Origin of the sequence: Brachybacterium sacelli, assembly GCF_017876545.1 — a bacterium.
Taxonomy (GTDB): Bacteria; Actinomycetota; Actinomycetes; order Actinomycetales; family Dermabacteraceae; genus Brachybacterium; species Brachybacterium sacelli.
The window spans coordinates 3,086,968-3,101,704 of the sequence record NZ_JAGIOD010000001.1; the positions used below are offsets into that span (position 1 = coordinate 3,086,968).

The window sequence follows — 14,737 nt, forward strand, 5'->3', positions numbered from 1 at the left end:
AAAGAAGAGCACGGGCGAGCAGGGCAATCGAGGCGAGTTCGGGTCAGTTTCCCGGAGCGACGCCGTGGTCGATGTATCCCCGGCCAGCGGGAGCATCGACCGTTCCGCGAAGATCCACGACTCTGCGGCGATTAGCTCGTCGGCGACGATCCGGAACATGGTGCGGATCCAGGAAGACGTGACGATCGGCGACGGCGTGAAGCTGGGACACCATTCCTTCGTCGGCGCTGCAGCACGACTCGACACAGGCGTTCAGGTGGGCTCGAGCGCGAAGGTCGGCGGCGGCTCTCACATCGGCGAAGACGTCCGCATCGGACCGAGCGCCTCGATCTCCACACGGGCGCGGATCGGAGCGCGCACGAAGATCTCTGCGGGAGCGAACATCGGCCCTGACACCGAGATCAGGCCCGACGTGTACATCGGTCGGCACACCCACGTCACCGGCCGCTCCACCATCGGGCAAGGGACTGTCTTGAAGGCCTGGTCCTCGGTCGGTCACGCGACCACTCTCGGCGGCGACGTCGAGCTCGGCGAGGGCACGCTGATCGGCTACCGCTGCACCCTCGGCGACAAGGTCCGAGTCGACCCCGGAATCATGGTCCTTCCTGACTCCCGCATCGCCGACGGTGAGCACGTCACCATCGACCACCCGCGCGCGGCGCCGAAGCCGACCCCCGAGGACTGACAACACGAACCACTTCGTGCAGACCGACCTCGACCTCCCGGCCGCACCTGCACTCCGACCCCGAGCTGCCGAAGGGGCCGAGATCGCCGAGCCGGAGCCGCGAGACCGCTTCCGTTTCGGTGATTTCACTGGCCGTGGACGCTCGGCAGAACGCATCTCACGTGAGCTGCTCGGCCAGCTGGATCAGAGACCGTGCCCGCAGATCCGGGAACTTGAAGTACGCAGGGTAGACGCCGCCGTCCCGGTTGATCCAGGCGGCGCCGAGACCCGCACGCGCCGCGCCGTCGATGTCCCAGGGATGCACGGCGACGAGCATGGCGTCCATCGGGTCGACCTCGCACCGCTCGAGGGCGTAGGCGTACGCGCCTGCGCCGGGCTCCCAGATGCTCGCCTGTTCGACGGAGAGGAGCGCCTCGAAGTGGCCGCGGATCCCGGCCCGGTCGAGCAGCGACTCGGCGACGGATGCAGACCCGTTGCTCAGCGTCACCAACCGGACTCCCAGGCGGCTCAAGGCCTCGATGCCCTCTGGGACGTCTGCATGGACCGGCAGAGCGGTGAACCCGGCCATGATGTGTTCGACGGCGTCTTCGGTCCCGCGGTTCAGCGGGAGCCCGTGGAGGTTGGCGCGCAGTCCCTCCGCCGCGATGCTGGCAAAGGGCTCACTGACACCGACAGCGGTCAAGGCGAAGCCGTCGCGGAGAAGTCCCGCGAACCAGGTCTTCGCCAGGTGAGCTGGCGCGCCGACGCCCTGGAACCGCTGGCCCATCGACGACATGTCCGAGAGCGTTTCGTTGACGTCGAAGATCAGCAGGGACGGTCGCCGGGGCCCGTCCGGACTCACGGGGTGGTCCGCACTCGCGAGAGCGTGGTCGGTGTGTGCGCTCGTCATGAGCCTCACCGTAGCCCGGGCCTTCTCTGAGTGCGACGCCTCCCCCGCGATGATGCGTACCGGAGCTCGCGTGGCACTGGCCGAGAAGCCTGTTGTCGGTCAAATCGCGAGCCTCGGTAACGATGTTGCTGGGGGCGAGGGTGCCGTTGTGGGCAGGGGGGTGTCCGTCAGTGACAGAGTCACTGCCCACATGGTGCTCCACGACGGCAGCGCCATCGGCGGCGCCGTGCGGATCGAACACGACCGTCTCCGTGAGTCCGGCTCGCACGTCGTCGACCGAGAGAACGTCACCCTCGACCACGCGCCCCGCAGCACCGAAGTCGGCCTCCGACGTCTGACTGCACGCCCGCACCAGATCCTGCGGGTCCCGCGAGGTCGCGTTCCCGCCCACTGGCCGGGTCGACAGGAACTCTCTGGCGAAGGTGGGCGACATGGAGCTGGGACGTGGACCGCGTTACGAGAAGGACTCCGACGACCTCGCGAACTCCCTCAGCCGCGGCGCAGTTAAGGCCGGGCTGTTCGTGCTGGTCGCGATCTTCATTCTGTCCCTGCTGGTCGGGGTGTTCTCGTGAGCGGCTCCGTGTATGGGATCGCCGGCGGGTCTGTCGAAGAACTCGGTACTGATGCGGCGAAGGTTGGGCGCGCGGGTGAGGAGAGCACTGGCCGGGTGCTGGACATGCTCGCGGTGGAATCCCGCCGGGATGTTTGGCATGACCTGGATGTTCCCGCCCGCGGGATCGCCGCGAACATCGACCACATCATCACCGGCGGCACGGTCTTGCTGATCGTCGATTCGAAGCGGTGGCGGCCCGGCTTCTACTGGACGCTCGAGGACACCTCGTACCGGTGGTTGTCGAAGGTGGAGCATGCCGACCGTCGCACGATGGCGATGATCCAGCATCGCATCAGCGCCCACATCCCCCGCGCCCTGGTCCGTCGGCCGCTGGTGTCGATCGAGGCCTCCCGGCCCGGGACCATGAGCGTGACGTTCCTGCACGTCCCTGGCGCCGATGCGATCCGGGCCAGTGCTCTCCCCCGGCGTGTCCGTGCGTTGGTGCCTGATGAGCCGACCGATCCGGATCTCGTCACGGCCCTATACCCCCTGCTCCGCACCCGCTGAGGAGGATCCATGGCTCAGAAGTACGACAAGCCCGCCCTGAACCTCACCATCCCCTTGATGGTGCTGACTCTGCTGCTCGCTGCCGCCGCGGTGCTCGTCGGCCTGCCCGGAGGATGGGTGATGTTCGTCGGGGTGCTGGCCGTGGCGTGCCTGCATCCGGCGCCGATGCTCACGGGACCGAAGGAGACACCCGCGAATCCGCGGGAAGAGCACCTGGTCCGGCGGCACCGGTCGTGGCTGGATACCCGCACGTCCCTGCTGCTCGGGAACGTGTGGGGCTGGGAGACGGTGTGGCCGGGGATCCCGCCGCGTCTCTCGTTCATCGCTTCGGCCACGACCGGCGCTCTCGTGGCGGCGTTCCCGCTGTCCGGTCAGCTCCCGACCGCGGTGCTCGAGCGCGTCGGGGCACTGTTCGGCACGGATGCGCCAGTCGTGGCGATGCCGTGGTGGGTGGCAGTGGCGTCGGGGCTGCTGACCCATCACGTGATCACGTCGCTGCTCGCCCGCCGACGCAGAATCCGAGAACAGCCCGTCGTCACCATCGGCCCCACGGTGCTCCGGCAGCTATGGAGCTCACGGGCGCGTCCGCTTTTGCTCGCCACGCCTATTGCCGCGGTGCTCGGTGGTTGGGCTGCCGTGACCGGGCTGGAGATGGTGGGGCAGGACTCGCCGATTTGGCAGACGGTCGGGATGGTCGCTGCGGCGGTGCTCGCCGTCGTCGCGATCCTCGGCGGGCCGATCTCGCGGGTCTGCCTGGAGCGTTGGCGCCGTCTGCAGGCGGCTACGGGGGAGTGGGCGCCGCGGTTCGCCGAGCTGTTCACCGAGAAGGAAGGCCGGCCGCGGCTCGTGGAACGCACCCTCGCGCCGTGCGCGGCCATCGTCGACGTGATGGACGCTCCGCCGAAGCTCATGGCCGCCGGACTGCAACAGCGCGCCGACGCGATCTCGGCGTTCTACGGGGATCCGTCCACGCGGATCGACATCCTGTCCAGCCCGAACCTGGACGCATCGGGACAGCCAATCCCCGGCACCGCGCACCAGCTCCGGGTACGGGTCGTCCAGTGGCCGGAAGGATCCTTCCCGAACCTGCTCGACCCTGACCTCGACCCTGTTTCCCGCGACCTCGCCCTGGAGTCGGCCCTCGCCCGGGCGTTCGACGGGATCGGCGTGAACCGCATGTCGCTGATCGAGGCCGTGCAGGTCGCCGACCTGCCCGCGAAGACCGATCCGCACCTGGCCGAGATCGCGGAGAAGCGTCACCGTGGCGTTCGCCAGCAGATCGAGAAGCTCGGAGACGAGCACCCCGACGAGGTCGCACGCCTGAAGCAGTCCCTGACCGAACCGGTCGAACCTCCGACGTCCTCCCGTGCCGCAGCAGCGTGGCGGTGGCTACGTGGTGTGCCGGCCCCGGCACCAATGACCCCGGAGGAATCTCCGCTCGCGATCTGGAAGACGACCTGGGCGATGCCCGGCATTCCCACTCCCCCGTGGCACACCATCCAGTCCGAATACGAGACCATCGCCGCAGAGTGCTCCGCCGTGATCGAGGACGAACCAGTCGACGTCGATGCCGTGGTCGATCGACGCAGCGGCTACCTCCTCGTCGGCGACCCCCTCGCCGACGGGGCGAGGTACGCAGAGGACTCGGGACTCACCGTGGAACAGGTCCGCAACGTGCAGGCAGAGATCGAGTGGGAGAAGCGCTGGGAGCAGACTCTCCCCCAGGGCGCCCAGCCGCCGACGACCCGATTCGAGATCACGCGAGACGCCGAACTCCCCCAGCGCTTCACTCGCGAAGGTCTCGTGCTGCATGAGCAGCTGTTCGCCACCAAGACCGGCCTCGATGCGGGCGAGACGTACATCGACCCGCGCGGCAAGGACTTCGAGAAGGGGATGCGCACCTCGATCACCGGGGCGCAAATGGTCTCGATCGTCGGCTGGCCCAGCGAGAAAGAAGGCCCAGGCTCCCGCCACCCACACCTGTTCCTGGTCCGCTGGACCACCGACCCAGTACCGACCACCCCACAAGACGTCGCACCACCCGAGCAGACGACCCCCGTGGCCACCAGCGGCTCCGCATGGATCCTCGCGCACCTGATCAACAGCGCCTTCCAAGCCGCCGCCGTAAAGCTGCCCAAACCCGAGCTCGTCGAGACCGAGCCACTCACCCTGCCGGCCAGTTCGAAGCACGCCTGGAAGGTGACGCTCCGCCTGCACGGCGGGACGACGCTGGTCGATGTGCGCAAGAAGGCCGACGCTCTCCGTTCCCAGCTCGCCTGCCCGTGGATGCGCCTGTCCAGTCCATGCGACGGTGAAGTCACCCTGTATATCGGGGACCCGGGGCCGGGGGCGAAGCTGCGTCGCGGCGCCGAGGTCGAGGTGCGGCGGGTCGACTTCGACCAGGCGTTCGTCGACTCGAACATCACGAACCTCTCCGGCACCGTCCCGACCCTGACGAAGCTCGAGACACTCGCGTCGAACGACCAGGTGGAGGTGCTGGACTTCGACCTGCCCGCCGGCGTGGATATCAACAAGGTCAAGGGCAACCGGGAGAAGCTGCGCTCGAACCTGAACGTGGAGTTCCTCGACGTGCGCCGCCACGGAGCCTCCGGGATCCAGTTGTTCATGGCAGAGCACGACCCCCTGCCCGAACGCGTCGGGATCCCTTTCGACCGGCTCGGCGACACCCCGGCTGCCTTCGGCGTCACGGCGCTCGGTGAGCCGACCATCTACGACCCGCTCGAGAACCCCCACCTCCTCGTACTGGGAGGAACCGGCGCCGGCAAGTCGGCGGCGATCAGCACCATGCTGTTCGACCTGATTCGCTGCGGCTACCTCCCCGTGATCATCGATCCGACCAAGGGCGGGTACGACTTCCTGTTCTCCAAGGACTGGGCGATCGCCCCATTCGCCGCAGACGTCTTCCAGGCCGCCTCGACCATGAAGGCCCTCTACGGAGAGCTCGAGCGGCGCAAAGCCCTGAACGGACAGTACGGCGCGGTGAACATCGACAAGCTGCCTGACGATGCGCGCCCGCCGCATCTGATCGTGGTGGTCGATGAGTTCACGTCCCTGATCGGGAAGTCCTCGGTGCCTCCGAAATCTGATGATCCGGCGGCCGATCATGCCCGGCTCGAGGCCGAGGCCGAGAACAATGCCCGGGCGATCATCGGGAACATTGTCGGCAAACTCGGACGAGAAGCACGCTCCGTCGGGATCCACCTGCTGCTGGGCACCCAGAAGCTGACGTCGAAGACCCTCGACACCATGCCGGGCGGGGCAGACATAAAAACCAATCTGGCCCGGATGGGGCTGGGGAACATGACCCAGGGTGACCGGATGAGCGCGTTCCGGAACCCCATGGAAGCCGACACCATCGCTGCACCGCGTGTGGGTCGTGGCCTGTTTGAGCCGCTGACTGCCCCGCACCCGTGCCTCATGCAGGTCTGGTACGAGGAAAACGCCACCCTCCAGGCGAAGCTGCAAGAGCACGACATCCCGCAGCCCCGCCCCGAGCAGTTACTGGACCCGTCGGATCCGCGCTACGTGGTCGCGCCGCTGGAGGACTTCGTCGACGTGGTCGAAGAGAAGATCACGGAGCAGGAAGCGCTGGCGGTGGAGGAGCTCGATCTGAATATCAGCTTCGACCTCGGCTCCCTGCTCGGAGACACCACTCACGATCCCGAAGGCGAGGCATCCTCTGCTGAGCGGAGCGTAGCTCTGTCCGAGCTCGAGGCCAACAGCCTCTTCGAAATTCTCGAAGCCCTGCAAGACGCGACCGAGCGAGAGAAGGTCACGGAGATCGTCGTCGACGTCGAGGGTCTGGACGCAGAGTCGGAGGTCGGCGCGACCTACCGGGAGCTGATCACCGAGCTCGCCGTCGACGTTGGCGCTGAGCTATGTGCGACCGCCACCCCCGGCACCGATACCCCAGCCGAAGACTTGCCCGAGGTCGCGCCGGCCCCGGCCGACTCCCCCGCTGCGCCACCAGCACCGGAGACCAAAGAGTCGCTCGATGAGGACGACGGCTTCGACTTCACCTTCGAGGCCCCTCCGATGGTCCGCGGCGGACTCTGACCGCGCCCGCTTCGACCTCCCGCCCACTGGCGCAGCCGAGGAGGTCACCCATGGCGGATCACGCCGACACCCACGGTCCCAACACCGGGGACACTCCCCTGCCCGAAGACACCTCGCTGGACGCACCGGGAAGCGGTGACCTCGGATCCGGCACCGACGGCGGTGCGGCCGCGACAGCCACCTCGGCGGGCAAGGCGCTCGCTCAGCGTGGCGTCGAGGCGGGGGTGAAGAAGGCGACCGGGTCCGACGTTGCCGTCAGCGCCCTGCGGGGAGCGCAGAAGGCCCGTAGTGGCGACATGATCGGCGGTGCCCAAGACGTCGCTGCCTCCGGAGCCGGAGCACTCACCACCGCAGCCATCGCAGGCACCGGAGCCGGAGCGCCCGTCGCGGGACTCGCCGGATCGGCCGTCACCACCATCTTCCAGACCAAGGCCTTCCGCTACCTCTTCGCCGGCATCGCAGCGCTCGTCGTCGTCACCTTGGTGCTGCAGACCGTGCTCATCTCCGGGGTCACTGCCGCGATCGTCAGCGCCGTCCTACCTTCCGTCAGCCAAGCAGCCATGCAGTCCGACACCTGCAACGACACGGGCAATCACGGTGGAGCGATCCCGGGTGACGTGGCCGGTGGGGACATCGAGGAGAAGGTGTGGAACTACCTCCGCGGCGCCGGGTACAGCGAAGAGCAGACCGCCGGGGTCATGGGGAACATCGAACGCGAGAGCAGCTTCAACCCGTTCATCGCCCAAGGCGAAGCGAGCACCCCGTCGATCGGTTCCGGCTGGGGACTTGTGCAGTGGACTGGCAGCCGCCACGCCGAGATCCGCGACGCCGTGATCGACGAGCTCGGCACCGAGTACTACATCGCCGCACCCACCATGCAGCAGTTGCCCGCCACGATGTCCGAGGAGGACGTCGATGCGATGGTGCTGTTCCAACTGCGGTACATCATTGGAGAGCTCGAGGGCGTCGAGAAAGCGGCAGGTGACCATCTCGCCTCGACATTCACGGTCGAGGAGGCCACGCGATCGTTCGAAGCGAAGTACGAACGCTCCGGTGTCATGGCGATCGACGAACGCATCGCCAACGCCCAGACGTTCTACGACCAGTACTCCGGCACGGCTGCGCCTGACCCCGGCGGCACTGCGCACGTTCCGGCCTCAGACGAGTCCGCTGGCACCGTTCCAGCCGATGTCGCGGACGCCTCGAGGTCCGACTGCACCGGCTCGTCGATCACCCCGGGATCCGAGACCGGCTCCGTCACTCCATGCCCCAGCGGCACCCCCGGCTGCGTGAACATCGCCGCCCTGATCCAGCCATCCGCTTCTCTGTCCTGTCCGGACGGGACCGCAGACAACGGCACCACCACCGCCTACTACCAGGGGCAGGGCAAGCCGATCCGGCTGTGCGCCCTCGACGACGTCACCGACCTCAACGGCCGCCCGATCGTCATGAACGCGACCATCGCGCCTGAGTTCGTAGAGTTCTGGACCGATGCAGAAGCACAGGGGCTCGAGCTGACGATCACCTCCTCCTACCGGTCCCACGCCACGCAGCAGTCTCTGTACGCGAACTCTCCCGGCGGCGCTGCCCGCCCCGGATGGTCGAACCACGAGTTCGGGATGGCCTTCGACATCGGCAACTTCCCCGCCTCCTACTCGCGGCACAACTGCGGACCCACCCAGACCCCCGAGGCTGCCTGCTCCTACCCAGGCACCGGCGCCGACCTGGAGCGATGGAAGAAACTCCGCGAGCTCGGCCTGAAGCACGGCATGTACATCCACGACGAAGAGTTCTGGCACATCGAGTTCATTCCCTCCGGGCTGCACCGCGACCGCAATATCGACGTCTACGAAGGATGACCAGCATGGGCTCGAAGATGATCCAGGGATTCGTGATCGGGACGATCGTGCTGCTCGTCCTCACCGCAGCGTTCTGGCTAATCCCCAGGCCGGACCCGGAGACCGGAGAACCGTCGCAGGACGGGAGCACCGATGTCGCTGTGCTGCCCTCCGATGGCGGGTCAGATCAGCCGGTGGAGAGCGACGCACCGTCCCCGCCGACAGTCGAGGACACCTCAGAATCGGTGGGCGATCGGACCGAACCCGAACAGGTCGCACGCGCCTTCGTGATCACGTACCCGGGCGACATCCAGTCCCTCGCCGATCCGACATTCCTCGCCTCCCTCGACAGGGTCGACGCGCCACTGCTTGAACAGGTCACCGACCTGAGCGTCGAGCAGGTCGATCACGCCTCTGGTGACATCTACGAGCGGTACGCCTTCACCGTCTCCGGCACCTACGAAGGGGTCGAGATGCAGGTTTATTCAATCGTCGTCGCACGCCCTACCGAGCCCGCCGAGGGTGGCGGCGCCGCGGACAACACCTTCGAGTACAAGGTCCACTCCTTCGACTGGTCCCCGGACATGCTGGGCGACGATGAGGATCCAGGGCCGGCCGCGAACCTGGTCTCCCCGCTCACGGCCCAGCAGCGCGGCGATCTGATGAGCGAGACCCGCACGAACGTGATCGCACAGGTACTGACCGTCGACCCCGAAGAGAGCGATGAGCAGCGCCAGGCACGACTGGACAAGATCATCGTCGAGCCCACGAGCGCGACCCCACCGATGTCACGAAGCGGCCGGTACGCCATGAGGACCGAGATCCACTCCCAGGTCTACGCCACTGAGCCCGGAGGCGCGATCATAATCAGCTACAACGGCTCCTGGGTGGACCCCTACGATGCTGAGTACCACGGCACCTGGGCGCTGACGGCCACCATCGTGCGTGACGACAACGCCGAGCTCGTCGTCCAGAGCGTCGAGGAGACGCCCACAAGCGATGGCAACGACGAGTAGCTGTCGTGTTCGAGACGGTGTTGCCGGGGCACAGCAAGCAAGTCAGGATCTCCCAACACTCGGGGTCAATCTCGGCAGGAGGTTCTTGAGCCCGAGAGCGGGCAGCCAAAGGGTCGCGGCATTGATGCCTGCCGGCGCTCGCTAGGACGCGGACGTCGCTGGCCCTCTACGCACTCACGCCAACGCTACGGCCCCCTCGATGAAGGCGCGGCGTATGCCTTCCCTACCGCTTCCCCGCAGCCCCAGGGCGTCGATGTTGCGACCCTCGGCCATGAAGTCCCGATCACACAGGGCCGAGGCCAGCACGGTCAGGGAACGGTTGATCGGGGCGTCCACGCCGACCTCGTCGGCCAGAGCCAGCCACGGGACCATACCGAAGGGGACGTCCTCGGTGAAGTAGCGGTGGGTCAGCGAGTCGGGCTCGGGGAAGGCTTGCCGACCGTACGCCTGGATGATGCGCTCCTGGGTGGTGCCCTCGGTGACGCCGTAGGCGGTCTCCAAGGTTTGCCAGAAGGTCTTGGACTCCACGCCCAGCGCGTGGCTGATCGCCATCCGCTCGGCTTCCATCTTGTCGATGACCGCAGCGATGCGGGGAGTGACCAGGCTGTGCAGCGGATGCTGGGCCTGGTCCTCCACGGTCTTGATGTTCAGGACCGACGGGGGCAGGTGGTAGATCGGGTTGTGGTTACTCAGTCCAACGGTGAGCGCATCGGGGCCGGGTACGTAGCGTCCCCCGAAGTAGGTGTTCAAGTGCTCCACGCACCGATCAGTGAAGGAGGCGGGCACCGAGGCGATCTCCACGGAGTGCTTGATCGCTCCGATGTAGACCGTCGTCTCCCCGCTCTTCCGGCAGGTGTACAAGCTGGTGGGCGTCTCCGCGACGTAGCTCGGAGAGCGGCTCTGCTCGGCGAACTGGTGCAGCAGCCGCACCCCGCTGCCCAGCGCGCCGGGCTGGAAGAGGATCATCTGCTCGGGGTGGGCGACCGCAGCAAGTTGCTGGCCGATGTATTCGTGGGCGAAAGCTGGGGCGACGATGACGATCGTGTCCGCTCCATCGACAGCCTCGGCGATGTCGGAGGTGAGCAGGCGCGGGGTGCCTTTGCCCTCGACCTCGCCGGTGAGCTCGATCCCGCCGCTCTTCTCGACGTCGACCAGTGGGTCGCCGAAGCGGTCGTAGAGCCTGACGTCATGGCCGCTGAGCGACATATGGCCGGCGATGGCGAGTCCGACGTTGCCGGCTCCGAGAACTGCGATTTTTCCCATGGGGGGGTTCCTTTCGATGCAGGTGAGCGAGCAGGTGCCGTCGGCTCTGAGCTCGCAGGGAATTGGGGTCGGTGCGGCGCTCAAATGCCCAGCGGGATGCCGAGCACGATCCATGCCACGAAGAACACGATCCACACGGCTCCAGCGCCCAGCGCGAGCGGCACGGTCATCGAGGCGAGCGTCCCGATGCCTGCCGAGGGGATGTACTTCTTGAGCAGCGAGAGCACCCACAGGAAGTACGGATTGAGCGGGTTAATGGGGTTGGTAATGCAGTCGCCGATGCGCACCGCGGTCTGAGTGACCTCTGGGATGACGCCGACGCTGAACAGCATCGGGACCAGGATCAGACCGGTCAGCGAGTACATCGCGATCCCGCCGAGGGTGAATACGTTCATGATCGCGACGATGACCACCAGCAGAGCCAGCAGCAGCGGGATGGGGAGGTTGATCGCCTGGAGCAGGGTCGCGCCCCACACGGCGAGGATCCCGGCGATGTTGGTCCACTGGAAGTAGGCGACGAACTGAGAGATGAAGAAGAACAGAGCGATCACCGGACCCAGCTCCTTGACGCCATGGGCCATGAGGTTGCCGGTCTCGTTCTGGACAGACCCGACCGATCCCGACAGCTTTCCGTACACCAGGCCCGCTGCCAGGAACGCGAAAGCGGTGATGAGGGCAATCCCGGACATCACGGGGGAGCCCTCGAGGCCGCCGTCCTCCGCTCGCAGCGGTGAGTTCGAGGGGATCATCGCCAGCAGCACCACGACGACTATGCCCACCAGCGTGGTGGTCGCCCAGCGGCTGGCCCGCTTCTTCCGAGCGCTTTCCTCGGCCGAGGTCTCCCCGAAGGTCTTGACGTCGTCGGGCACCTCGGTCACCGGGCCCAGGATCGCGACCCGCTTCTCCAGGACCGTCTCGCACAGGATCGTGAACACCAGCGCCATCACGACCGAGGAGGCCGCGGTGAAGAAGATGGTCGAGACCGGGGTGACCGTGTAGCCGGCCTGGACGGTCTGGGCGGCGGCGGTGGTCACGCCGGCGAACATGGCATCCGAGGGGGTGATGAAGGGTGCCGCGTTGTAGGCGGCACCGGCGGAGACGAAGGCGAGCACCATGCCGGTGACCGGGTTGCGGCCGATCAGGTAGAAGGCGGTCGCTCCAATGGGGGCCATCACCACGTACGCGGCGTCGGAGGCCACGTGCGCGACCATGGCGGAAAAGGAGACCGCGAAGGTGACCATCTTCTTCGGGACGCGCTGGACGATACCGACCAGCAGGTTCTGCAGATACCCGGTCTGGGTGGCGACCGAGACGCCCATCATGATCACGAGCACCGTGCCGAAGGGCCCGAAGAGCATGAAGTTCTCGAGGCCGTCGTCGAGGGCCATCCGCACGCCTTCGGCCGACAGCAGGTTCTGCACCGATAACGACTCGCCGGAGTTCGTGTTGACCGAGACGCCCAGGGCGGACATCACCGCACTTGCCACCGTCAACACCACGATCAGGCAGACGAACAGCGCCACCGGGTGCGGGATCTTGTTGCCCACGACCTCGATGGCGCGCAGGAAGCTCTGCAGTGCCCGGTCGAAGCCGTTGGAGGTCAGCGACGGCGTCGTCGCCTTCGTGCTTGTCATGGGGAGGTCTCCTCAGGGCCGTACCAGCACTGCTTCGTGCGGCGCAGGACCAATTGGGGTGGCACCGAGCTCGTCAGCTCTCCGGGAAGCTGAGATCACAGGCATCACGCGAGATATTTCTGAGAAATCTACTGTGGATCTGTGAGGTACAGTACAGTCGGCGCTCGAGATGTCAAGCCCGGCTGAGCGCAGAGTAGCCTCCATTAGCTGCCTGAAAGGGGAATCGTGAATCAGGCAAACAGGTCACTCGCCTCACAGGCGTACGCCGCGCTCAAGCGCGACATCATCCGGTGCGAGATCCCGCCCGGAGAGCTGATCCTCGAGGCTTGGCTAGCCGAGCGTTACGGGATGAGCAAAACCCCGATCCGCCAGGCGATCGGCCGGTTGGAGACGGAGGGGCTGGTCTCCGTCGTCCCCCGCAAAGGAACGTTCGTCAAGGCAGTCAGCGATGCCGACGTGCGGGACAACTTCAACCTGAGACTCCTGCTCGAGCCCGAGGCCGCGGCCATCGCATCGAAGCGAGCCACGGGAGAGGACATCATCCGACTCGAGGAGCTGGCGAACCTGACCATGCACGGCCTGGAGGACCCGCGGGAGAAACACGAGGTCAATCGGATTTTCCACACAGCCATCGCTGAGGCCGCGCATGTGCGGCTCCTCGAGGTCATGGTGGGCACGCTGCATGAAGAGAACGAGCGGTATCTCAACTACAAGATGTTCGTCGGGCAGAAGTCCGAGAAGATTACCAACCACCTGAACATCGTCGAGCTGATCAAGAACGGCTCCGAGGAAGAGATCCGAGAGAACGTCGCCTCCGGTATCACCAAGGCCAGACAGTGGATCCTCGACGCGATGACCGAGGAATTACGCGGAGGCTACTGACGAGGATCCTGGCGAGATCCTCCCTGCTACGCGCGCTCGCCCTCCCCGGACGTGCACTTGTATCGCTCTGTCTTCACGCGAGTCCCCGACGTGCGGACACTCCGTCTGGACACCATCCTGTGACGCCCCGCCTCATTTCCGAAGCACCCGATACTTTCACGTAGCACTCACGGGCCTCTCAACGATGCACACCCACGATCAGAGCCCAGCTCCGGGCCGCCATTCGATTCGTGGCGACTCTCCTTCGGGGAAATAGCGGCGGCGTCGCCACTGCAGTCGCAGGATGTATATCCGCGTCGGTACCGCTCCGGACTTGCGGCTGTTGTGGAACGGACAAAGCGCCTGCTGGTTGCTCCTCGCCGTCCAGCCGCCGCGCGACCAGGGGAAGATGTGGTCACCCTGCGTGGGGGTGTTCGTACAACGGTGCCAAAGGATCGACTTGTGCTCGCACCTGAGCCCTGCGCGCTCGAACGCGGCCCGACGCTCGGCCACGGTGAAGCCACGGCGGGGATCCCTTGAGGTGCAGGCTCCGCCGGCCGGGGACGCCAGCACCACACAAACGAGCAGCGAGACGGCGATAGGCGCCAGCAGCCAGGGGTGCTGGCCGATCACGCCGAGGACGGCCTCGAGCACCTGCAGGGCGCCGCTGAGCACCGATGCCTCCGTCATGACGTCCAATCCTCTTCTCGCTCGACGTGAGGCGGGCCGTCGACTCATCCGCGATGGGATGCGTCGACGGCCCGCCGTAACCGCGTAGGGTCAGAAGTCGAAGTCGTCGTCCGAGCCTGCGTCGTCGGCGCCGGCCTTGACGGAGGCGCTGGCCTTCGCCTTTGGCTTCGAGGAGGAGCGGTTGCCGTTGCCCTTGCGGCGGGTGGCCGTGGTCGTGGCGAACTTGTTCGAGGGCCCGGCCTCCTCGACGATCAGCTCGAGGGTCGAGCGCTCGTTGCCCTCCTTGTCGGTGAAGTCGTTCTGCTTGAGCTTGCCGACGAGGATCACGCGATCGCCCTTCGAGTGGGACTCGGCGAAATTCTCGCCGGACTCACGCCAGTAGGAAGCCCGCACGAACGTCGGCTCCCCATCCACCCACTCCTCGGACTCTCTGTCGAAGATCCGGTCGTTGTGCGCGACGGAGAACGAGGCGACCGGGATGTTCTTCTTGGTGTGGCGCAGCTCGGGGTCGGCCGTCAGCTGACCGACGACCGTGACGATGTTGTCCAGAGCCATGTGAACTCTCCTCTTTGGTATGCGTGACATCGCTGATGCTCTGCCACATGGCTGCAACCCCTCGGGGGCCGCGGCGGGACGATCCCGCACACCGCACCAGTGGGCGAAG

General features: G+C 66.4%; 12 protein-coding genes. 7 read left to right on the forward strand and 5 right to left on the reverse strand.

Translation table 11 applies throughout. The features are described 5' to 3' along the window. Positions 1–64: 64 nt before the first annotated feature. Entirely contained in the window at positions 65–685 is a 621-nt protein-coding gene (locus JOF43_RS13915) for a hypothetical protein (protein ID WP_209902916.1), read from the forward strand. A 157-nt stretch (positions 686–842) separates the two neighbouring features. Here JOF43_RS13915 and JOF43_RS13920 read toward each other — a convergent pair whose 3' ends face one another. Beyond that, on the reverse strand, positions 843–1,574 hold the full coding sequence (locus JOF43_RS13920; protein WP_209902918.1) for a haloacid dehalogenase type II: 732 nt from the start codon (positions 1,572–1,574) through the stop codon (positions 843–845). 431 nt (positions 1,575–2,005) lie between these two features. On the opposite strand from JOF43_RS13920, the gene JOF43_RS13925 reads away from it, so the two are divergent. From JOF43_RS13925 to JOF43_RS13945, 5 genes are read left to right on the forward strand one after another with little or no spacing between them, the layout of a single operon-like run. Next, on the forward strand, positions 2,006–2,146 hold the full coding sequence (locus JOF43_RS13925; RefSeq protein ID WP_209902919.1) for a hypothetical protein: 141 nt from the start codon (positions 2,006–2,008) through the stop codon (positions 2,144–2,146). Further along, positions 2,143–2,694, forward strand: coding sequence for a nuclease-related domain-containing protein (locus JOF43_RS13930; RefSeq protein WP_209902921.1), 552 nt, complete (start codon positions 2,143–2,145; stop codon positions 2,692–2,694). Before JOF43_RS13925 ends, JOF43_RS13930 begins: the two co-directional genes overlap by 4 nt. Positions 2,695–2,703: 9 nt before the next feature. After that, entirely contained in the window at positions 2,704–6,771 is a 4,068-nt protein-coding gene (locus tag JOF43_RS13935) for an FtsK/SpoIIIE domain-containing protein (RefSeq protein ID WP_209902923.1), read from the forward strand. 50 nt (positions 6,772–6,821) lie between these two features. After that, on the forward strand, positions 6,822–8,630 hold the full coding sequence (locus JOF43_RS13940) for a phage tail tip lysozyme (RefSeq protein ID WP_209902925.1): 1,809 nt from the start codon (positions 6,822–6,824) through the stop codon (positions 8,628–8,630). A 5-nt stretch (positions 8,631–8,635) separates the two neighbouring features. Then, positions 8,636–9,625 (forward strand): hypothetical protein, encoded by a 990-nt coding sequence (locus JOF43_RS13945; protein ID WP_209902926.1) that lies wholly within the window; start codon positions 8,636–8,638, stop codon positions 9,623–9,625. 174 nt (positions 9,626–9,799) lie between these two features. Here the strand turns inward: JOF43_RS13945 and JOF43_RS13950 are convergent, their stop codons facing one another. Together JOF43_RS13950 and JOF43_RS13955 are read right to left on the reverse strand one after the other, a co-directional pair. After that, on the reverse strand, positions 9,800–10,888 hold the full coding sequence (locus JOF43_RS13950) for an NAD/NADP-dependent octopine/nopaline dehydrogenase family protein (RefSeq protein WP_209902928.1): 1,089 nt from the start codon (positions 10,886–10,888) through the stop codon (positions 9,800–9,802). Positions 10,889–10,968: 80 nt separating this feature from the next. Next, a complete protein-coding gene (locus tag JOF43_RS13955; protein ID WP_209902930.1) occupies positions 10,969–12,522 on the reverse strand; it encodes an AbgT family transporter in 1,554 nt (517 codons plus the stop codon). 225 nt (positions 12,523–12,747) lie between these two features. On the opposite strand from JOF43_RS13955, the gene JOF43_RS13960 reads away from it, so the two are divergent. After that, complete coding sequence (locus JOF43_RS13960; RefSeq protein ID WP_209902932.1) at positions 12,748–13,404, forward strand: GntR family transcriptional regulator; 657 nt, start codon at positions 12,748–12,750, stop codon at positions 13,402–13,404. Positions 13,405–13,602: 198 nt separating this feature from the next. Here the strand turns inward: JOF43_RS13960 and JOF43_RS13965 are convergent, their stop codons facing one another. Together JOF43_RS13965 and ssb are read right to left on the reverse strand one after the other, a co-directional pair. Further along, a complete protein-coding gene (locus JOF43_RS13965) occupies positions 13,603–14,073 on the reverse strand; it encodes an HNH endonuclease (RefSeq protein ID WP_209902934.1) in 471 nt (156 codons plus the stop codon). 90 nt (positions 14,074–14,163) lie between these two features. Beyond that, positions 14,164–14,628, reverse strand: a complete 465-nt coding sequence (ssb, locus tag JOF43_RS13970; protein WP_209902935.1) for a single-stranded DNA-binding protein — start codon at positions 14,626–14,628, stop codon at positions 14,164–14,166. Positions 14,629–14,737 lie beyond the last annotated feature (109 nt).